This is a genomic window from Mycobacterium sp. NPDC050441 (assembly GCF_040655355.1).
Taxonomy (GTDB): domain Bacteria; phylum Actinomycetota; class Actinomycetes; order Mycobacteriales; family Mycobacteriaceae; genus Mycobacterium.
The window spans coordinates 174225-192975 of the sequence record NZ_JBFAJS010000005.1 but is presented as its reverse complement, the minus strand read 5'-3'; the positions used below and the strand labels follow the sequence as shown (position 1 = coordinate 192975).

Annotated in this window: 16 protein-coding genes and 1 tRNA gene; 11 read left to right on the top strand and 6 right to left on the bottom strand. The window is 66.4% G+C overall.

What is annotated here, in order from left to right; all coding sequences use genetic code 11:
* Positions 1-72: 72 nt before the first annotated feature.
* Both AB0I14_RS16570 and AB0I14_RS16565 read right to left on the bottom strand, forming a co-directional pair.
* A complete protein-coding gene (locus AB0I14_RS16570) occupies positions 73-1203 on the bottom strand; it encodes a catalase family protein (RefSeq protein ID WP_358023328.1) in 1131 nt (376 codons plus the stop codon).
* A complete protein-coding gene (locus tag AB0I14_RS16565) occupies positions 1200-3068 on the bottom strand; it encodes a peroxidase family protein (RefSeq protein ID WP_358023325.1) in 1869 nt (622 codons plus the stop codon). Before AB0I14_RS16565 ends, AB0I14_RS16570 begins: the two co-directional genes overlap by 4 nt.
* 216 nt (positions 3069-3284) lie before the next feature.
* Here AB0I14_RS16565 and AB0I14_RS16560 point away from each other — a divergent pair, with 216 nt between their 5' ends.
* From AB0I14_RS16560 to AB0I14_RS16550, 3 genes are all read left to right on the top strand, one after another.
* Entirely contained in the window at positions 3285-5120 is a 1836-nt protein-coding gene (locus AB0I14_RS16560) for a S8 family peptidase (RefSeq protein ID WP_358023322.1), read from the top strand.
* Between the two features lie 16 nt (positions 5121-5136).
* Positions 5137-6492, top strand: a complete 1356-nt coding sequence (locus tag AB0I14_RS16555; RefSeq protein WP_358023320.1) for a serine-threonine protein kinase — start codon at positions 5137-5139, stop codon at positions 6490-6492.
* Positions 6493-6606: 114 nt separating this feature from the next.
* On the top strand, positions 6607-9771 hold the full coding sequence (locus AB0I14_RS16550; protein WP_358024349.1) for an adenylate/guanylate cyclase domain-containing protein: 3165 nt from the start codon (positions 6607-6609) through the stop codon (positions 9769-9771).
* A gap of 77 nt (positions 9772-9848) precedes the next feature.
* On the opposite strand, the gene AB0I14_RS16545 is transcribed toward AB0I14_RS16550, so the two are convergent.
* A tRNA-Leu gene (locus AB0I14_RS16545) sits at positions 9849-9934 on the bottom strand.
* Between the two features lie 87 nt (positions 9935-10021).
* On the opposite strand from AB0I14_RS16545, the gene AB0I14_RS16540 reads away from it, so the two are divergent.
* The 3 genes from AB0I14_RS16540 to AB0I14_RS16530 are packed head-to-tail and all read left to right on the top strand — an operon-like array spanning position 10022 to position 12866.
* Positions 10022-11356, top strand: coding sequence for a M20/M25/M40 family metallo-hydrolase (locus AB0I14_RS16540; RefSeq protein WP_358023317.1), 1335 nt, complete (start codon positions 10022-10024; stop codon positions 11354-11356).
* A gap of 27 nt (positions 11357-11383) precedes the next feature.
* Positions 11384-11908, top strand: a complete 525-nt coding sequence (locus AB0I14_RS16535) for a YbhB/YbcL family Raf kinase inhibitor-like protein (RefSeq protein WP_358023314.1) — start codon at positions 11384-11386, stop codon at positions 11906-11908.
* A gap of 34 nt (positions 11909-11942) precedes the next feature.
* Entirely contained in the window at positions 11943-12866 is a 924-nt protein-coding gene (locus AB0I14_RS16530; RefSeq protein ID WP_358023311.1) for an NADP-dependent oxidoreductase, read from the top strand.
* A gap of 23 nt (positions 12867-12889) precedes the next feature.
* On the opposite strand, the gene AB0I14_RS16525 is transcribed toward AB0I14_RS16530, so the two are convergent.
* Genes AB0I14_RS16525 through AB0I14_RS16515 form a run of 3 tightly spaced genes read right to left on the bottom strand, consistent with a single transcriptional unit; the run spans position 12890 to position 15245 of the window.
* Positions 12890-13951 carry a quinone-dependent dihydroorotate dehydrogenase gene (locus tag AB0I14_RS16525; RefSeq protein WP_358023308.1) on the bottom strand — a complete coding sequence of 354 codons (1062 nt, stop codon included), beginning with the start codon at positions 13949-13951 and terminating at the stop codon, positions 12890-12892.
* Positions 13951-14220: a DUF5703 family protein gene (locus tag AB0I14_RS16520; protein ID WP_003880314.1), complete on the bottom strand. Its 270-nt coding sequence runs from the start codon at positions 14218-14220 to the stop codon at positions 13951-13953. The genes AB0I14_RS16525 and AB0I14_RS16520 overlap by 1 nt, the downstream gene beginning before the upstream one ends.
* Entirely contained in the window at positions 14217-15245 is a 1029-nt protein-coding gene (locus tag AB0I14_RS16515; protein WP_358023305.1) for a hypothetical protein, read from the bottom strand. Before AB0I14_RS16515 ends, AB0I14_RS16520 begins: the two co-directional genes overlap by 4 nt.
* A gap of 123 nt (positions 15246-15368) precedes the next feature.
* Between AB0I14_RS16515 and AB0I14_RS16510 the strand changes: the two genes are divergently transcribed.
* Genes AB0I14_RS16510 through AB0I14_RS16490 form a run of 5 tightly spaced genes read left to right on the top strand, consistent with a single transcriptional unit; the run spans position 15369 to position 18735 of the window.
* Complete coding sequence (locus AB0I14_RS16510) at positions 15369-15680, top strand: hypothetical protein (protein ID WP_358023302.1); 312 nt, start codon at positions 15369-15371, stop codon at positions 15678-15680.
* Positions 15681-15735: 55 nt separating this feature from the next.
* The gene (locus AB0I14_RS16505; RefSeq protein ID WP_358024346.1) at positions 15736-16566 is read left to right on the top strand and encodes an undecaprenyl-diphosphate phosphatase; all 831 of its coding nucleotides are present in this window, start codon (positions 15736-15738) and stop codon (positions 16564-16566) included.
* 54 nt (positions 16567-16620) lie between these two features.
* Positions 16621-17292, top strand: coding sequence for a histidine phosphatase family protein (locus AB0I14_RS16500; protein WP_358023299.1), 672 nt, complete (start codon positions 16621-16623; stop codon positions 17290-17292).
* A 35-nt stretch (positions 17293-17327) separates the two neighbouring features.
* Positions 17328-17915 carry a DUF3090 domain-containing protein gene (locus AB0I14_RS16495; protein WP_358023296.1) on the top strand — a complete coding sequence of 196 codons (588 nt, stop codon included), beginning with the start codon at positions 17328-17330 and terminating at the stop codon, positions 17913-17915.
* Positions 17899-18735, top strand: coding sequence for an SCO1664 family protein (locus AB0I14_RS16490; RefSeq protein WP_358023293.1), 837 nt, complete (start codon positions 17899-17901; stop codon positions 18733-18735). The genes AB0I14_RS16495 and AB0I14_RS16490 overlap by 17 nt, the downstream gene beginning before the upstream one ends.
* Positions 18736-18751 lie beyond the last annotated feature (16 nt).

Here is an 18751-nt window from a genome sequence, read left to right as displayed (position 1 = left end):
TCGACGGGGCGTTGTGTGTCGGCTGTAGGGGCGAATGTTCTTCCCATTGCAAGTATTTCCCGTTCGCTGGGGTCAATCCGGAAGTTCGGCGATGTCGGAGGGCTCATGCCGGTCGATGTGATTCATCTTGTGCCGGAAGTCGCTCGATGCTTCGTATACCTTGAGCTTCAGCCGGTTGATGGATCCCAGCGGCCGGTGGGCCTGAAGGCCGCGCCATGAGTTGAAGGACAGCACATCGTCGCCATACGCGCGGCGCAGTGCGCTGTACGGATTCTGCTTGGGGTACACCACCTTCGCCACCGGCAGGTACGGGGATGATTTCCAGGGTTTCGTGGCGTTCTCGATCGGCATCTTCTCCGTGTCGAGACACAGTTGCACGCTGAATGTGTACTCCGCGGAGTGCTTTTCGAAGAATCCCATGATGAGATCGCGGTGCTCGTCCTGGCCGGGATTGCGCGGAAGGGTCTGATCGGCAAGCGCTTTGACCTCCGGCGAGGTCGGTTCGTATTTGAAGCGGGCCACGTAGTCGCCGTACCGGATCGGGGCGGAGGAGTAGAACGTCTCGCCCAGGATGGGACGGTTGGGTGCGGCGAACACGGCCAGATTCTCCGGTATCGGCAGGCCGATCTTCTTGAGCGCGCCGAGCAGTTCACTGACTGCCCACAGCGCGCGGTCGGACAACCGGGCCAGCAGAGTGGCGCTCAGCATCCCCAGCTTGCGGTACGCGTGGGCGTCGGCGAACAGGAATTCCTCGTGCGTGACGAGCACGAAGTCCTGCGTGACGTTCGGTTCGTCCTTCGGGTCCTTCATGGCGCGGTCGCCGTGCACGCCGATGGCTTTGATGCCGAGTCCGCGCACGCCGCGGTTCCTGTCGCTGCGCAGTACCCCCGAAGTGGTTGAGATGCGGGCGATCACCGGGTAGCTGCGCGCTTGGGCGAATATCCCCTGGGCGAGCACCTCCGGCAGATCCGGGTTGACGATCAGTTCGCCGCGCAGGATGGCGTGGCTCTTGGCATGCGCGTCACGCAGCCCGTGCTTGAACTTCTTGTAGGCCCGTTCGTTGTTCTTGTGCAGGGACTTGATGATCTTCTCGATGTCCTTGGCCTCGCCCGCCTTGGGCTGCTCGAGATCCTCGCGGTAGGGAACCGGGCTGAGGCTTTCGGCGATGCGACGTACGTCGGCGGCGGTCATGGCTGCAGTCATGCGGATGCCTTTCTGATTCGGCGGGGTGCTGCGACATTCCAAGGGGCGAACGGGTTGGCCACACCGGACAGAGCGGGGGCCAGTCCGGGGAAGTGGCGCAACAACACCGAGCGCATGTCGTTGTCCCGAACCCACTTCATGCCGGCGACGGTGTACGTCTCGTCACGGAAGTCGGTGGTGAAGAAGCGGTCGCTTTCCAGCCGGCGGGTGGCCATCAGGATGAAGACCCGGAATGCCGTGTCGCTGAAGCCGAATCCGGGTGGTTTGGGCTCGGCGTACAGCCCGATCATCAGGTCGACGAGGTCCACGTCGTCGTCGTAGATCTCGCGCAGCTCGGCCGCCAACGCGGAGTCACCGGTCAGCTCCTCGAACGTCTGCACCGGCTTGAGCCGGAACAGCTTCCGGAACTCGTTGTAGCGCGGCACACCACGTTCCCGGCACCGGATCAGGTCGATCGTGGCCAGGTCGATCAGGGTGCCGTCGACCCGATGCATGTGCTGCAGGTGCCTCGGGAAGTTGTGCAGCGACAACGCCCCGGGATGCGCGCGGCCGAACGAGTACAGCAGGTCGGCCATCGGGCTTTCGCTCAGCCGGGCACGCACATTGAGCACCGAAAGTTCGGGTAGCTCGTGCTGCGCGATGACCCGGTCGTCGGTCAGTGAGCGGAACGTGAACTCGTCGGGGATCAACGGGTGCATCCGGTACACCGCGACGAACTCCTCGGTCAACGAGTACGGAACGCCGTGATGTGTGGTCGGTGAGCCGGGGATGCCGGACAGCAGGGGACTACCGCTGATGAGTCCGCAGCTTCGTCGGAGCCGGGGGCTCAGCTTCTCGCCCAGCAGCCCGAACCAGTTGACGCGCATGGCCGTCACCGTGGTCGGGTGCGCGATGATGGCCGGCGTCCAGTTCACGGTGTGGATCTTGGCCATCAATGCGGAATTGACCAGGCGCGCCTTGTCGTAGAGCTGTTGACCGGTGAGGTACGGGTACGCCTCTGCCAGGTGGTCGCAGATCGCGTTGTGTTCGCGCATGAACAGCGAGTGCAGCAGGGCCAGGCCCACCCAGAAGTTCCCCGCGGTGCCGGTGAGGTCGGCAGTGGCCTCGACCTCGGGTGGCGGCAGGCCGGACTTGTCGATGCGGAGCTTGCCGCCGTCGGGTGCGCGCAGTGCGCTGGCGAATGCCGGTGTGGTCCCGTAGATCTGGGAGGCATCCCACCAGTGCGACTCCTGGGTGACGAAGGTGGGCGGGCCGACCGGGCTGGGGTGCGGGTCGGGCGGGGTGCGCTCGACCCGCATCGGCCGCTGCGGCCACGGATCGTCGTCGCGCAGCGGCACCACCCAGGGTTGGGTGGCGATCGAGCCATGGGCGAACCAGTCGTGCACCTCGAACTGAATCCACGCTGCGGCCAGCAGGTTCAGTGTGGTCGCGGGCTGAAAAATCTCGCGGGTCAGCAGGGTGCGGCTGATCAGCCGGGGGTTGGGGTCGAGAAGTCGCTGGGCGGATTCTGGATAGGAGTGTTCGGGCGGGACGTTGCGGCCGAACCGGCAACCCACCGAACCCATCCTGGGGTCCTTGAGATCGTTGTAGGACCCGTCGCGGGTGCGTGCGCCCAGATAGTTGCCCACACCGACGGGACCGCCGGGCGGGACCGGGGCGGGTTCGGCGGCATACAGATTCGACGTTCGCAGCTGGTGGCGCAGTCCGATCAGGACGATCAGTCCGGCCGCCTTGGGAAGCCGGGCCCAGCCCACCGTCTGATCGATCTGCTGGGCGACCCGGGCCGCGAGGGTGGCGGTCAGCGATCGCGACCGGGACCAGACAGCGGCGATGAACGCTGGTGCCTGTCTCGCCGTGGTCACCATTCGTTGTTTCCCTCCGGCCGCAATGCGGTGCGTGTCTCTCTGGACACGATTGTTGTTCACGGAAGGAGAAATGACATGAGTAGTGGGCTACTCGATCCGATACGGGCGATCCCTCCGAGTTTCGAGTAGTCGAATACGCGTGTGTGTGCGGCTCGGCTGAGCGACGATCAATCGACGCAGGAAAACCTGGGGTGGCTGAGTATGCCGAGGAGCGCCGTGAGTTCAACGGGGGAAGTCTGGGCGGATCGGGTGCTCAGTGCGCTGGGGGATCTGGAGGCGTCCGGCACGACCGCGGACATGGCATTGCTGACCGAGACCGTCGCAGCCAGATTCGCGTCGAGATTCGAAGAGCGCGACCGGCAATACGAGAACGACAAACCGTACTGGCACAACCGTGTTCATGATGCGGTCGCCGCACTGCGCCGGAGGAAGCTCATTGCCCCGAAGGCGCCGAAGAGCACAAGCGTGCAATTGACCGACGCCGGCCGCGGCGCTGTCGGGGGCGCCCGCGAACGGGCCGAGGCCGTGGCCGAGCCGGAGGTGCGGGCCGCGGCTCCCTCGGAGCCGGCACCGGCACCGCAGGTCGGGACTCCCGAACCACCCAAACGCGACCCGGTTCTGGCCGGTGTCGTCACACCGCCGCTACGCACGGCGATGGCGCAGGAGAGCAACGACACGCCCATACCGATCATGATCGAGCTCAACCTCACCTTCCAGCCATCGGTGGGCGCCGCGATAAAGCGGGTCGAGGAGCTGTGGAAACTGGTCCGCGCATCAGGTACTCCCGAGCCGCTGGCCGATCAGTTCATGGCCGGAGATCTCACGTCGGACCAGATCAAATCCCTCGTGTCCGCCGACGCCGTCCCACAGATCTGGGCACAGCGGGCGGTCTACCGGATCTGGCCGGACTTCGAGGTGCACACGCAGATCGACGCCTCTTCGACCACCATCAAGGCCGTCGCGGCCCAGAGGTCGTTCGACAGTTTCGGTGAGGGGATCGTCTGGGCCGTGGTCGATTCCGGTATCGACGAAAAGCACGCGCACTTCGCGGAGTACAAGAACCTGCGCGATCCGTCGGTGGTCGATCTGCACCACGACTTCACCGGAGGTGACGCGCCGCTGACCGACACCGATGGGCACGGCACGCACGTGGCCGGGATCATCGCCGGGGGTTTGGTGGGCCGCAAGCCCGCAGACATCGTGGTGGTGGAAAAGCGGCTCAATGACCCTGAGCACGGCGGCGATCCGATCACCGCCCCGCGCACGGTCTCCGACCCGGACCGGTTGGCGGGCATGGCACCCAAGGCCAAGCTGGTGAGCCTCAAGGTACTCGGGCCCGGGGACCAGACCTCCCGGGTGAGCCGGGTGATGCAGGCGCTGGCCTACGTCCGGAAACTCAACGCCGGAAGTGAGCGGGTGCCGCGCATACACGGTGTGAACCTCAGCCTCGGATACGAATTCGACGCAGAGTGGTACGCCTGCGGGCAGAGCCCGATGTGTATCGAGGTCGACAAGACCGTGCGCTCGGGCGTGGTGGTGGTCGTGGCCGCGGGCAATTCCGGCTATGTGTCACTGAACACGGCATTCAGCAAGGATTCGCTGAAGTTCACCGCGGACATGACGATCAACGATCCCGGCAACACCGAAAGCGCGATCACCGTCGGTTCCACGCATCGCAGTTCGCCGCACACCTTCGGTGTCTCGTACTTCTCCTCACGTGGCCCAACCGGGGACGGGCGACGCAAGCCAGACCTGGTCGCACCGGGTGAGCGCATCACCTCGGCCGCGGCCGGGGAGCGCCGGGAGGCCGTGACCAACCAGATCGACGTCGGGGCCGACGTGCCGGTGTACGTCGAGGAAAGCGGCACCAGCATGGCCGCACCGCACGTGTCCGGCGCGATCGCGGCGTTCCTGTCGGTTCAGCGGGAGTTCGTCAGCGAGCCGGAGGCCGTCAAACGCATCTTCGTCGAATCCGCGACCTCGCTGAACCGCGACCCGGCATTCCAGGGCAGCGGCATGGTCGATCTCATGCGTGCGCTGCAATCCGTCTGACTGGAAAGGGACTCCGATGACCAACGATGTGGCAGAGCGGATCTGGCGGCTGGTGTTCGATGCCGAGGGCGATCCCGATCCAGCGGTGCTGGCCGATCTCAAGAGCCGGATCGGCGCCGCGGGGCTGACCGATCTGATCATCTTCTCCCATGGCTGGAACAACGACGAAGCGGCCGCGGCGTCGTTGTACGAGCGGTGGTTCGGGCTGTTGGCCCCACAACTCGATCCGGCCCGTGCGGTCGGCTTCGTCGGGCTGCGGTGGCCGTCGCAACTGTGGCGTGACGAGCCGATCCCGGACTTTTCCGGGCCGGCGGCACACGACGGCGGGGGCGCGGCCGCGCTGGGTGACGAGGTGGAGGTGGTGCCCGCCGGGCCGGCCACCATCGATCCGGCTCAGCTCGCCGAACTCAAGGAGCTGTTTCCGGACGGCAAGGAGCAGTTGGACACCATCGCGGGCCTGCTGGCGGCCCCGCCGAGCAGCGATCGCCTACCGGAACTGCTCGATGCGCTGCGCGCGTTCAGCGCCGCCACCCAGACCGGGTTCAACGACGGTGAGGTTGCCGCCCTTGAGGCCGGGCCGGGGATGCTGGCCGAACACCAGGATGCGGAGCAGCTGTTCACCACCTTCGCCGACGAATTATCCAATGCCGGTGTGCAATTCGATGACGGTGGGGGCGGGGGAGCGGCCGGCCTCGGTGACATCGCGGGGCGGCTGTGGCACGGCGCCAAGGAGGCGCTGCGGCAGTTGAGCTACTGGAAGATGAAGAACCGCGCCGGGGTGGTGGGCCGGCGCGGGCTGGGCCCCGTCATCGATGCGCTGCATGCCGACTTCCCCGAGCTGCGGATTCACCTGGTCGGGCACAGTTTCGGGGCGCGGGTGGTGTCCTATGCGCTGGCCGGGATGAGCGAGGTCCAACCCTCACCTGTCAAGGCGGTGACCCTGCTGCAGGGCGCGTACTCCCGCTTCACGTTCACCGAGCGGTTGCCGTTCCGCAAAGGTGCCGGTGAGTTGGCGGGTCTGCTCAACAGAATCGACGGCCCGCTGACGGTCTGCTTCTCCAGTCATGACCGGGCGCTCGGTACGTTCTATCCGCTGGCCTCGGCAGCGGCGGGCGAGGACGCGGCCGGGGCCGAGGATCCGTTGTTCCGCTGGCGGGCCATGGGGTCACACGGGGCGTACCAGTCGGTGACCCAGAGTCTGGGCGCCGTGAAGACGAGCTACCCGTTCCAGACCGGTCAGATCCTGAATCTGAATTCGTCGGACGTGGTGGCCAAGGACGATGGCCCGTCGGGTGCGCACAGCGACATATTCCACGAACAGCTGTGCTGGGTTGCCGCGGCTGCCGGGAAGTTGAACCCTGACCGGGCCTGAGACATGCGAGGTCTCGGTACTTCGTGTCGAAGATGGCACCGCGACCCGGCGGACATCGCTGATCAGCGGTGAAACCATGTTGACGTGGACCTCAGCGGGGGTGGTGGCGGTGAAGTGACTGCGACGTCGCTGGTCTGCGTATCCTGCGGCGCGAAGTCCGGTCCGGCTGCCAAGTTCTGCGCCGAGTGCGGTGCGCGACTGACGCCGGCGAGCCAAGCAGCGGAATATAAGCAAGTCACGGTCTTGTTCGCCGATGTGGTCCATTCGATGGAGATCGCGGCTGCGGTTGGTGCCGAGCGGCTGCGCGAGATCATGGCCGAGTTGGCCAACCGATGCGCCGCGGTGGTGCAGCGCTTCGGCGGCACGGTCGACAAGTTCACCGGCGACGGCATCATGGCGGTGTTCGGAGCGCCGGTCGCCTTGGAGGATCACGCCATTCGTGCCTGCCTGGCGGCTTTGGCGATCCAAGAAGAAGCCGACCAACTTGCCGTCCATGTCCACGATCGTGATGGCGTGCAGCTCTCGCTGCGGGTGGGCTTGAATTCTGGCCAGGTGATCGCCGGTGAGATTGGATCTGGGTCGTTCGGCTACACCACGATCGGCGAGCAGGTCGGAATGGCGCAGCGGATGGAATCGGCCGCTTCACCGGGCGGGGTGATGCTCAGCGCATCCACCGCAGGACTGGTCGCAGAGACAGCCGTTCTGGGTGATCCGCAATCGGTTCGGATCAAGGGTGCCGATGATCCCGTGCCTGCTCGTCGACTCCTGGGCATGGCAGAACCGCATCGCGCCGTCAGGCGCACCGAACCACATCTGGTCGGGCGCCGGTCGGAGATGTCAGCGGTTGAGCGCTTGGACCGCGCGGTCGCGGGCCACGGTGCTGTCGTCGGCGTGGTCGGGTCACCTGGGGTTGGCAAGAGCCGCCTCGTACGTGACATTTCCGCGACGGCCGCCGCCCGTCGCATCGGCGTATTCACCGCTTTCTGCGAGTCGCACGCCAGCAATATCCCTTTCCTCGTCGTCGCCCGGCTGTTGCGCGCAGCCACACTTGTCGACGATCTCCGTGGCGAGGCGGCCCGTTCCCGCATCAGGGCTCAACTCCCGGACGCAGACCCCGAAGATCTGCTGCTCCTCGATGACCTGCTCGGGATCGCTGACCCTGGCGCGGCGCTACCTGTAATCGACCCCGATGCTCGTCGTCGCCGGTTGACGTCATTGATCAACAACACTGCTCTGGCCCGCGCGGCTCCAGTCGTATACGTGGTTGAGGATGTCCATTGGATCGACAACGTCAGCGAGTCGATGCTCGCCGACTTCTTCACGGTGATTCCCCGGACATCGGCTCTGGTCCTCGTCACTTATCGCCCGGAATATCAGGGACCGTTGCCCGGAGTCGTCGGCGAACAATCCATAGCGCTTGCGCCGCTGAGTGATTCAGAGATCGCGGCTCTGGTTTCGGAGATGGTTGGGGCGGACGCCTCGGTTGGTGAAGTGGGCAGCGCCGTCACGGATCGGGCAGCCGGCAATCCGTTCTTTGCCGGGGAGATGGTGCGCGAACTAGCAGAACGTGGCGTGCTTGTCGGTAGGCCGGGAGCGTACGTCTCCACCGCAGAGATCACCGACGTAGGAGTTCCCGCCACATTGCAGGCCACGATCGCTGCGCGTATCGATCGGCTCGGCGCGGAGGCGAAGCGCACACTGAACGCCGCGGCGGTCATCGGATCGCGGTTCACCGCAGAATTACTCACCGCCCTGGGGATTGACCCGCGTTTCGATGACCTTGTGACCGCCGAGCTCATCGACCAGCCAGTGCAAGAAGGCGCACCGGAGTACGTATTCCACCACCCACTCATCCGAACGGTGGCATACGAATCCCAACTCAAGTCCGCCCGTTGCGAAATGCACCGACGCCTCGCCGTCGCGATCGAATCGCGCGATCCGACAAGGGCAGACGAGAACGCTGCGCTGATCGCCGAACACTTCGAGGCCGCGGGCGATCTTCGCGCGGCGTTCGACTGGCATATGCGCGCGGGCTCCTGGTCGACGAACCGCGACATCGCCGCAGCGCGATTGAATTGGCAGCGAGCCCGGCAAGTCGCCGACCAGTTGCACGCAGATGACCCCGAACGCGCGCCGATGCGTATCGCTCCGCGAACACTGCTGTGCGCGACCGCATGGCGAGTAGGCGGCAGCGTCGAAGACGCGGGGTTCGACGAACTCCGCGCACTCGCCACGGCCGCCGGCGACAAACGATCACATGCAGTCGGCATGTCGGGACTGCTCCTGACCCTGGCGTTCCACGGCCAATTTCGCCGGTCGGCGCGGCTGGCTTCTGAATACGCCGAACTGCTCGACGCGATCGACGACCCGGAGCTGACAGTCGGGCTGCTGTTCGGCGCAGTGGTGGCCAAATGGGAGGCGGGTGAGGCCACCACCTCGCTGCAGCTGGTACAGCGCGAAATCGATTCGGCACACGGTGATCCCGCGATGGGAGATCTGATCGTGGGATCACCGTTGGCGTTGGCCTTGGCGATGCGGGGCTCGGTGAAGTCGTGCCTGGGGCGCCCCGGTTGGAAGGATGATCTAGATGAGGCCGTAGCGATGGCGCGTGATTACGATCCGTTCTCGCGGGCGCTCACCATCATGTTTCGAGCGCTACCCATCGGATACGGCGCGCTTCTGCCCGACAGCGCGGCTCTGCGTGACACCGCCGAAGCGCTCGACGTCGCAGAGCGATCGGGTGACGATTTCGCGCTGGCCAACGCACAGTTGGCCAGAGGCGCGCTGCTCGTGCAGCAACCTGGCGGCGACCGGGGGCGCGGATTCGACCTGCTCATGACAGTGCGTCGAGCTGCCCTGCAGCAGAGGTTCACCGTATCGGCGGTGTGGTTTGTGGACACCATGGTCGCCAAGGAGAAGGGTCGAACCGGCGACATAGACGGCGCAATTGAACTGTCGCGCACCGTCGTTGACGACCTTTTGGATGCCGGAAACATGATCTGGAGCGGGCTGGCGAGCTCCACGCTGGTCGAATTGCTGCTACAACGCTCAGCTCAAGGCGACCACGATCAAGCGCGGGCGGCAATCGACCGACTCGCCGCCGTGCCGACCGAGCCAGGCTTCGTATTGCATGCCCTGCCGATCCTGCGACTTCGCGCATTGCTTGCGCAGGCAATCAGCGACCGGGAAACCTACCGCGACTATCGGGATCGCTACCGCGCGGCGGCGGCATCGGTCGGCTTCGAGGGGCACATGAAGTGGGCCGAGGAGATGCCATGAACACGGCTTCGCCGCTCAACACACTCCATCGATTCGAAAATGAACGCGAGCGTTCAGTTTCGCTCGCCTCAGTTGGGTGTCCGAGGGGGGACTTGAACCCCCACGCCCGTTAATAGGGCACTAGCACCTCAAGCTAGCGCGTCTGCCATTCCGCCACTCGGACTTGCCAACCACTCGGGGTTGGGCGCCTAAGGCTATCGGATTGAGTGGCCTAGACCCAAACCGGTGTTCCAGTGGTACGAATGTGACTGTGACTGTCCCCGCCTCCAGCGCGGACGAGGTAGTCGATCTCGTCAGTGCGCTCATCCGTTTCGACACCTCCAATACCGGTGACCCGGCCACCACGAAGCCTGAAGCGGACTGTGCGGAATGGGTGGCCGACCGGCTCCGTGAGGTCGGCTACACGACCGAATACGTCGAGGCCGGGGCGCCGGGCCGCGGCAATGTCTTCGCCCGGTTACCCGGCGCGGATCCCACCCGTGGCGCGCTGATGATCCACGGGCATCTCGACGTCGTCCCGGCCGAGCCCGCCGACTGGAGCGTGCACCCGTTCTCGGGTGCTGTGAAGGACGGCTACGTCTGGGGCCGCGGCGCGGTGGACATGAAGGACATGGTCGGGATGACCATGGCGGTCGCCCGACATTTCAAGCGGTCCGGCATCGTCCCGCCCCGCGACCTGGTGTTCGCGTTCGTCTCCGATGAGGAGCACGGCGGCACCTACGGCGCCAACTGGCTGGTGGACAACCGGCCCGACCTGTTCGAGGGCGTGACCGAGGCGATCGGTGAGGTGGGCGGGTTCTCCCTGACCGTGCCCCGCAAGGACGGCGGGGAGCGTCGGCTGTACCTGATCGAGACCGCCGAAAAAGGATTGGCCTGGATGCGGCTGACCGCGCGCGGCCGGGCCGGGCACGGCTCGATGGTGCACGACGACAACGCCGTGACGGCCATCGCCGGTGCGGTGGACCGGCTGGGTCGCCACCAGTTCCCGCTGGTGCTCAACCCGGCGGTGGAGGAATTCCTCACCGCGGTGGCCGAGGAGACCGGCTACACCTTCGACGTGAACTCGCCGGACCTGGACGGCACCATCGCCAAACTCGGCGGCGTGGCCCGGATCGTGTCGGCCACCCTGCGCGACACCGCGAACCCGACCATGCTCAAAGCCGGCTACAAGGCCAACGTCATCCCCGCATCGGCGGAGGCCGTGATCGACTGCCGCGTGCTGCCGGGTCGCAAGGAGGCCTTCGAGCGCGAGGTCGACGCGTTGATCGGCCCCGATGTCACCCGCAGCTGGGAACGGGACCTGCCGTCGTACGAGACCACATTCGACGGTGACCTGGTGGACGCGATGAACGCGGCGATTCTGGCGCTCGATCCCGAGGCCCGCACAGTGCCCTACATGATGTCGGGTGGAACCGACGCGAAGTCGTTCCAGCGGTTGGGGATTCGCTGTTTCGGATTCGCTCCGCTGCGGCTGCCGCCGGAACTGGACTTCGCAGCGCTGTTCCACGGTGTCGACGAGCGGGTGCCGGTGGACGCGCTGCAGTTCGGCGCGGGCGTTCTGGAACACTTTCTGCGGAACTGCTGACCGCACGAATCACGACGAGAGGGAACCATGAGCACATCTCCGTACGACAGCCTGCCGAAGCTGCCGACGTTCACCCTGACCTCCGAATCGGTCAGCGATGGCCGGCCACTGGCCAATGATCAGGTCAGCGGGATCATGGGGGCCGGCGGTTCGGACACCTCGCCGCAGCTGAGCTGGTCGGGCTTCCCGGCGGAGACCAAGAGCTTCGCGGTCACGGTGTACGACCCCGACGCGCCGACCGCATCGGGCTTCTGGCACTGGGCGGTGGCCGATCTGCCCGCCACGGTGACCGAGCTGCCCGCCGGTGCCGGCGACGGCGGCGACCTGCCCGGTGGGGCCGTCACGCTCACCAACGACGCGAGCCTGCGGCGCTATCTCGGTGCGGCCCCGCCCGCCGGCCACGGTCCGCATCGGTACTACATCGCCGTGCACGCACTGCCGGTCGAGTCACTGGGTCTACCCGACGGCGCCACCCCCGCCTACCTGGGCTTCAACCTGTTCGGGCAGGCCATCGCCCGCGCCGTCATCCACGGCACCTACGAACAGAAGTAGCCCCCGCGCCGCTGGGTTTCCTTACTCTCGGCTCATGAAGGCAATAAGTCAGGATGAGCTCGGCGGTCCCGATGTGCTTCGCCTCGTCGACATCCAGCGCCCCGAGCCGGGCATGGGACAGGTCCTGGTGCGCGTCCATGCCGCCGGGGTGAACCCTGTCGACGTGATGAACCGGGAGACCGGGGTGTTCGTGGGTCCGCCGCCGTTTGTGCTGGGCTGGGACGTTTCCGGCACGGTGGAAGCCGTCGGGATGGGTGTGACAGTGCACCGGCCCGGCGATGAGGTGTTCGGGTTACTGCCGTTCCCGCATGGGCACGGGGCATACGCCGAATACGCCGTCGGGCCCGCCAGGGTGTTCGTACCCAAACCGGCCAACCTCGACCACGTTCAGGCCGCTGCGCTGCCGTTGGCGGGGCTGACCGCCTTTCAAGCGCTGGTGGACACCGCGCGCATCACCGAAGGTAGCCGTGTTCTGATCACCGGTCCGGCCGGCGGGGTGGGGCACCTGGCGGTACAGATCGCCAAGGCCTACGGTGCGCATGTCATCGGGCTGGCCACCGCGGCGGATTCCGATTATGTGTCGTCGTTGGGTGTCGACCAGGTGATCGATTACACCACAACAGATTTCAGTGAGCGTGTCACCGATTTGGACGTTGTGTTCGACGTCATCGGGCACGACTACCCCCAGATGGCACTGCGGGTCCTCAAATCCGGCGGCACGTTGGTCTCGACTCAGCCGCAGACGTTGTCGCCTTTGGCTGCCGTAGCGGCCGAGCGCGGTGTCCGATTGGCCGAGCTGGCTGTCGAGGCGGACCGGTTGGGTATGACGGTTTTGGCAGACCTGGCGGCCCGCGGGGCACTGGTCCCGACCGTGGCGGGGACGTTTCCGCTGGCAGCGGCCGGTGAGGCCCAGTCGTTCCGGACCGGACGGGGCAAGACGGCCCTCGTGGTCGAGTGATGCGCTGACCGAGTCGTTCCGGCTCAGCGCATTCCCGACCCGACCGCCTCGCTCAGCGATGCGAACCCGCCGGCGTGCAGCCGCTCGGCGATGCCGTCGTGAATGTGTTTGGCCCACAATCCGCCGCCGTAGATGAACCCCGTGTAGCCCTGCAACAGGGTCGCCCCGGAGGTGATCCGCTCCCACGCGTCATCGGGGGTTTCGATGCCGCCGACGCTGATCAGCACGAGCTTGTCGCCCACCCGGCGGTACAACTGCCGCAGCACTTCCAGGGACCGGTGTGCCACGGGGCGTCCCGAGATGCCGCCGGTGCCCAGATCGGCGACACCGGGTGTGGCCAGTCCGTCACGGGACACCGAGGTATTGGTGGCGACAATGCCGGCCAACCCCAATTCGACTGCCAGGTCCGCGATTTCGTCGATATCGGCATCGGTGAGGTCGGGGGCGATCTTGACCAGCACGGGCTTGTCCGTCTCCGCCTTGACCGCGGCCAGGATCGGCCGCAGCGATTCCACCGCCTGCAGATCCCGCAGTCCCGGGGTGTTGGGGGAGCTGACGTTGACGACGACGTATGCCGCAAGTGCGCTCACCAACCGGGTGCTCTCGGCGTAGTCGGCCACCGCGTCCTCGGCCGGGGTCAGTTTGGTCTTGCCGATGTTCACCCCGATCGGCACATCGGGGGTGTGCCGGGCCAGTCGGATCGCCAATGCCCCGGCGCCCTCGTTGTTGAACCCCATCCGGTTGAGCAGCGCGCGGTCGTCGGGCAGCCGGAAGAGCCGCGGCTCGGGGTTGCCCGGTTGCGGTTGCGCCGTGACGGTGCCGACCTCGGCATACCCGAAGCCGAGCGCACCCCAGGTCTCCAGGCCGCGGCCGTCCTTGTCGAAACCGGCGGCCAGGCCCATCGGACCCGGGAACCGCACCCCGAAGACCGTGCTGGCCAGGGCCGGGTCGGTGGGCGCCAACCGGCGCGCCAACGCCCGACGCAGGATCGCCGGGCCGGTGACGGCGCGCAGCAGTGCGAACACCCACACGTGTATGCGTTCGGGCGGCACCAGGAAAAGTGCCCGCCGCAGAGCCGCGTACATCACAGCGAAGGCGCCTGGGGTGTGCCCGGCATGGATGACGCGGATTTCTTGCGGCGCAACAGCACCCGCCGGCTCCCATCTGTATAGGCCCGCACGCGGGTCAGTTCCCAGCCGCGGTACTCGGCCTCGATCGACAAGCGGATCGAGGCGCTGATCCTGGTGACATCGGGCGGTAGCCGCAACGGTATCCAGTCGTATTCCTCGGAACGGTCTTCGGCGACGACCTTGTCCCACCCTGGCGGCATGCGGCCCTGCTGGATGGTGGTCATCGGCGACCTGACGCGCTGCCGATCACCTGAACACCCGCTCCCGACCCCGACACCACGTAGAGGGTGTCGGTCTTGTCGTCGAAGGCCAGGGAGTTCGGTTGCTGCACGGTTCGATAACGCACCTTTTCCACCGGTATGCCGGTGGAGAGATCGTAACCAATCACGGTATTGGTCGCGGTCTGCGACACCCAGGCCAACTCGGAGGATCCGGCCAGGCCGTAGGGGGCGGCGGGCACGGGGTAGCGCTGCCGCATGATCAACGGGTCGGCGCCGAACACCAGTAGCTCGTCACCGCGGGTGTCGGCGACCAGCACCCGGCCGCGCGCGTCAGCGGCCAACGTGGTGGCGCCCTCACCGGCCCGTAGTGCCTGTGCGGCTTTGGTGCCGCTGGGGTTGACGGCAGTCACCGAGGTTTGCCCGCGGTCCAGAACCACCGCGGTGTTTCCTTGCGTGACAAGCGAATCGACTCGGGCGAAGATCTTGAGCTGGGCAGCCACGGTGTGGTCGCTGCCCAATGTGTAGACCGCTCCGTCGGCGCTGCCCAGCACCGGATTGCCGTCGGCGCGCAGTGCGATCGCGGTGAAGTCGACGCCCTGGGTGCCGTCCACATCGATTTTGCTGGCCTTGGCGTCGGCCAGGTCGACCCGGAAGTATCCGCCCCGGGTGGACGCCAGGACATCACCCTTGCCGTCGACGCTGAGCGCGGTGGCCGCGGGCATCAGCGTCACCTCGCGCGGCGGTCGGTTGCCCGTCAGCAGGCTCAGGGTCGACTGGCCTTCGGACGCGGGGGTCAGAACGGCCAGTGTGCCGGTTGCTGGATCGAAAACCGCACTCACAACGTGCCCGCGTAACTGCCGGATCTCGCCGTCCGGCGGGGCAGTGACCGGAGGTGAAACTGCGGCCTGAGCGGGCTCGATGGTGGGCGGCGGGGCGTCGGCGGGGTTGGACGTGCAGCCCGCGGTGAGCAGCAGGGCCAGCGCAACGAGGCCGGCGCGAACTGGCTGACCTGCAAGGATTGGGCGCAACGGACGGCTCTCGGTAGGAAACGGATGGTCGGTGACGTGCAGGAATCCAGTCTAGGCATGCCTCTCGATCGGAAATGGTCGCGTCTGCAACCACCGCGGCATAAGTAGAGGTATGGTTCGACCATGACCCTCGCCGCAGACCGGGAACTGGGTAACCGAGAGTTTGCTATGGAGGATATTTCCACTGGTGTACACGCCAGTGGGTTTGGCCAAGTCGGCGACGGCCGGAGTTTTTCTTTCCACATCGAACGTCAGCAGCTCGTGATCGAGGTCTACCGCCCGCGGCTGTCCGGCCCGGTTCCGGTCGACGACGATGTGGTGGCCATGGCCACCCGCAAACTGACCGATATCGACCTGTCTGATGAACGCAGCCTGTCGGCAACGGTCCGGGACGCGGTCGCCGACGCGCAACCGGTTTCGCGCGCCGCTCGCTGACGCATCTCACTGCCGGAGCCACGGTACGGTCGTCGTCGTGACTGACGTCGGTGCCATGTCCTGGCTGCAAGTGGTTGTGTTGTCGATTGTCCAGGGGCTCACCGAGTTTCTGCCGGTCTCGTCCTCGGGACACCTCGCAATCACCTCCCGGGTGTTCTTCGACGCCGACGCGGGCGCCTCGTTCACAGCGGTCACCCAGCTGGGAACCGAGCTCGCGGTGCTGGTGTATTTCGCCAGGGATATCGGCCGGATCATCAAGGCGTGGTTTTCCGGGCTGTTCAATGCGGCCCATCGGTCCGCCGACTACTGGCTGGGCTGGTGGGTGATCATCGGCAGCATTCCGATCGGTGTGTTCGGCCTGCTGTTCAAAGACGAAATCCGCACCGGCGCACGCAATCTGTGGCTGGTGGCCACTGCGCTGATCGTGTTCTCGGCGGTGATCGCCGCGGCCGAGTACTACGGCAGGCAGATCCGCCGCGTCGAGCAGCTGACCTGGCGCGACAGCATCATCGTCGGCCTGGCCCAGTGTCTGGCCCTCGTACCGGGGGTGTCCCGCTCGGGTGCGACCATCAGCGCTGGACTTTTCCTGGGCATGGAACGTGAGCTGGCGGCCCGGTTCGGTTTCCTGCTGGCAATCCCGGCGGTATTCGCCTCCGGCATCTTCTCCCTGCCGGATGCCTTCCACCCCGTCGGGGAGGGAATGAGCGCCAGCGGAGCCCAGCTGCTGGTGGCCACGGTGATCGCGTTCATCGTCGGCCTCGCGGCGATCGCCTGGTTCCTGAAATTCCTGGTGTCGCACAGCATGTACTGGTTTGTCGGCTACCGGGTGGTGCTGGGCGCGGTGGTGCTCGCCCTGCTGGGAACCGGGGTGGTTGCCGCGCAATGATGCAGACAGTGAAAGCTGACCTATGACCGACGACCGCCGGCGCGAGGAGCCCATATGACCGTGATCCTGCTGAGGCACGGCCGCTCGACCTCGAACACCGCACACACCCTGGCGGGCCGGAGTGAGGGCGTCGATCTCGATGAGCGCGGTGCCGAGCAGGCCGCCGGCCTCGTCGCACGCGTCGGGGAGTTACCGGTGACCGCGATCGTGCACTCGCCGCTGTTGCGCTGCGTGCGCACGGTGGAACCGCTGGCCGAGGCGCTGGCATTGCAGCCGATCGTCGACGAACGGCTCACCGAGGTGGATTACGGCCGCTGGACCGGCCGCGCCATCGGCGAACTGGTGAAGGAACCGCTGTGGTCAGTGGTCCAGCAGCAGCCCAGTGCGGCGGTGTTCCCCGAGGGTGAGGGCCTGGCCCAGGTTCAGGCCCGGGCGGTCGCTGCGGTGCGGGAACGCGACCGCGCGTTGGCCGATGAGCACGGCGCCGACGTGTTGTGGCTGGCCTGCACGCACGGCGACGTGATCAAGGCGGTGCTCGCCGACGCGTTGGGTGTGCACCTGGACGGGTTCCAGCGCATCACTGCCGACCCGGCATCGATGAGCGTGATCCGCTACACCGAACTGCGCCCATTCGTGATGCACATCAACCACACCGGTACGCAATTGAGCGCCGGGCTGGCCGCCAAACCGGTCACCGACGCCGTGGTGGGTGGGTCCACCAACTGACCCGCGGTACCGATACCGGTATTTTGGAAGGTGCCATGGCCCGCGCAATTCACGTCTTCCGCACACCCGACCGTTTCGTGGCCGGGACCGTCGGCCAACCCGGTAACCGGACTTTCTATCTGCAGGCTGTCCACGACAAGCGGGTGATCTCGGTGATCTTGGAGAAGCAGCAGGTCGCGGTGCTGGCTGAACGCATCGCCGCCCTGTTGACCGAGATCAATCGCCGCTTCGGCACGCCGATCCCGCCGGACACCGGTGAAATCAGTGATCTGTTGCCGCTTGTCACCCCGGTCGACGCCGAGTTCCGGGTGGGGACGATGGGGCTGGGCTGGGATTCGGAAGCGCAGACCGTCGTGGTGGAGCTGCTGGCGGTGTCCGAGGGCGAGTTCGACGCCTCGGTGGTGCTGGACGACGCCGAGGACGGCCCCGACGCCGTGCGCGTGTTTCTCACCCCGGAGTCGGCCAGGGAGTTCGCCACCCGCTCAAGCCGGGTGATCTCGGCCGGCCGCCCGCCCTGCCCGCTGTGCGATGAGCCGCTGGATCCCGATGGGCACATCTGCGTGCGCACCAACGGTTATCGGCGCGGTGAGGTGGCCGGATCCGAAGATGACGCAGATTCCTAGCCCCGATCCGGATCCCGACCCCGACGATGGCGCGGTTCTGGCCGACGGCGAATTGACGGTGATCGGCCGCATCCGGTCGGCGAGCAACGCCACTTTCCTGTGCGAGGCCAACCTGGATGCGCGGCAGGTGCACTGCGTGTACAAGCCGATCCGGGGTGAAGCTCCGCTGTGGGATTTTCCCGACGGCACGCTGGCCGGCCGCGAGCTGGCCGCCTACCTGGTCTCGGCCGCATTGGGCTGGAATATCGTTCCCCACACCATTATTCGTGACGGACCTGCGGGGCCGGGCATGCTGCAGCTGTGGGTGGACCAACCCGGTGACCAGGTGGGGGACGAGCCGGATTCAGGCCCCGATCTGGTGGACCTGCTGCCGGCCGGACACCTCCCGCCCGGTTTCCTGCCGATCCTGCAGGCTTACGACTACGCCGGCGACGAGGTGACGCTGGTGCACGCCGACGATCCCCGGCTGTTCCGGATGGCGGTGTTCGACGTGTTGATAAACAACGCCGACCGCAAGGGCGGGCACATCCTGTCCGGCCTCGACGGAGCGGTGTACGGCGTGGACCACGGGGTGAGCCTGCACGTCGAGGACAAGTTGCGGACCGTGCTGTGGGGCTGGGCCGGCAAGCCTGTCGACGACGAAAACCTGGCCGACGTCGCGGCACTGCGCGACGGGTTCAGCGGTGTCGCCGAGCAGTTGTGCGCACACATCACCGACGCCGAGATCGCCGCGTTGCGGTCCAGAATTGTTGGGCTACTGAACAATCCGGTGATGCCGACACCTGATCGGCACCGGCCGATCCCGTGGCCGGCGTTCTAGCGGACGAATCCGAGCC

Excerpts from the sequence above, each read along its gene's own strand:
- AB0I14_RS16570 (WP_358023328.1), bottom strand. The coding sequence starts at position 1,203 with ATGACTGCAGCCATGACCGCCGCCGACGTACGTCGCATCGCCGAAAGC.
- AB0I14_RS16565 (WP_358023325.1), bottom strand. The coding sequence starts at position 3,068 with ATGGTGACCACGGCGAGACAGGCACCAGCGTTCATCGCCGCTGTCTGG.
- AB0I14_RS16555 (WP_358023320.1), top strand. The coding sequence starts at position 5,137 with ATGACCAACGATGTGGCAGAGCGGATCTGGCGGCTGGTGTTCGATGCC.
- AB0I14_RS16535 (WP_358023314.1), top strand. The coding sequence starts at position 11,384 with ATGAGCACATCTCCGTACGACAGCCTGCCGAAGCTGCCGACGTTCACC.
- AB0I14_RS16530 (WP_358023311.1), top strand. The coding sequence starts at position 11,943 with ATGAAGGCAATAAGTCAGGATGAGCTCGGCGGTCCCGATGTGCTTCGC.
- AB0I14_RS16525 (WP_358023308.1), bottom strand. The coding sequence starts at position 13,951 with ATGTACGCGGCTCTGCGGCGGGCACTTTTCCTGGTGCCGCCCGAACGC.
- AB0I14_RS16520 (WP_003880314.1), bottom strand. The coding sequence starts at position 14,220 with ATGACCACCATCCAGCAGGGCCGCATGCCGCCAGGGTGGGACAAGGTC.
- AB0I14_RS16510 (WP_358023302.1), top strand. The coding sequence starts at position 15,369 with ATGACCCTCGCCGCAGACCGGGAACTGGGTAACCGAGAGTTTGCTATG.
- AB0I14_RS16505 (WP_358024346.1), top strand. The coding sequence starts at position 15,736 with ATGTCCTGGCTGCAAGTGGTTGTGTTGTCGATTGTCCAGGGGCTCACC.
- AB0I14_RS16500 (WP_358023299.1), top strand. The coding sequence starts at position 16,621 with ATGACCGTGATCCTGCTGAGGCACGGCCGCTCGACCTCGAACACCGCA.
- AB0I14_RS16495 (WP_358023296.1), top strand. The coding sequence starts at position 17,328 with ATGGCCCGCGCAATTCACGTCTTCCGCACACCCGACCGTTTCGTGGCC.
- AB0I14_RS16490 (WP_358023293.1), top strand. The coding sequence starts at position 17,899 with ATGACGCAGATTCCTAGCCCCGATCCGGATCCCGACCCCGACGATGGC.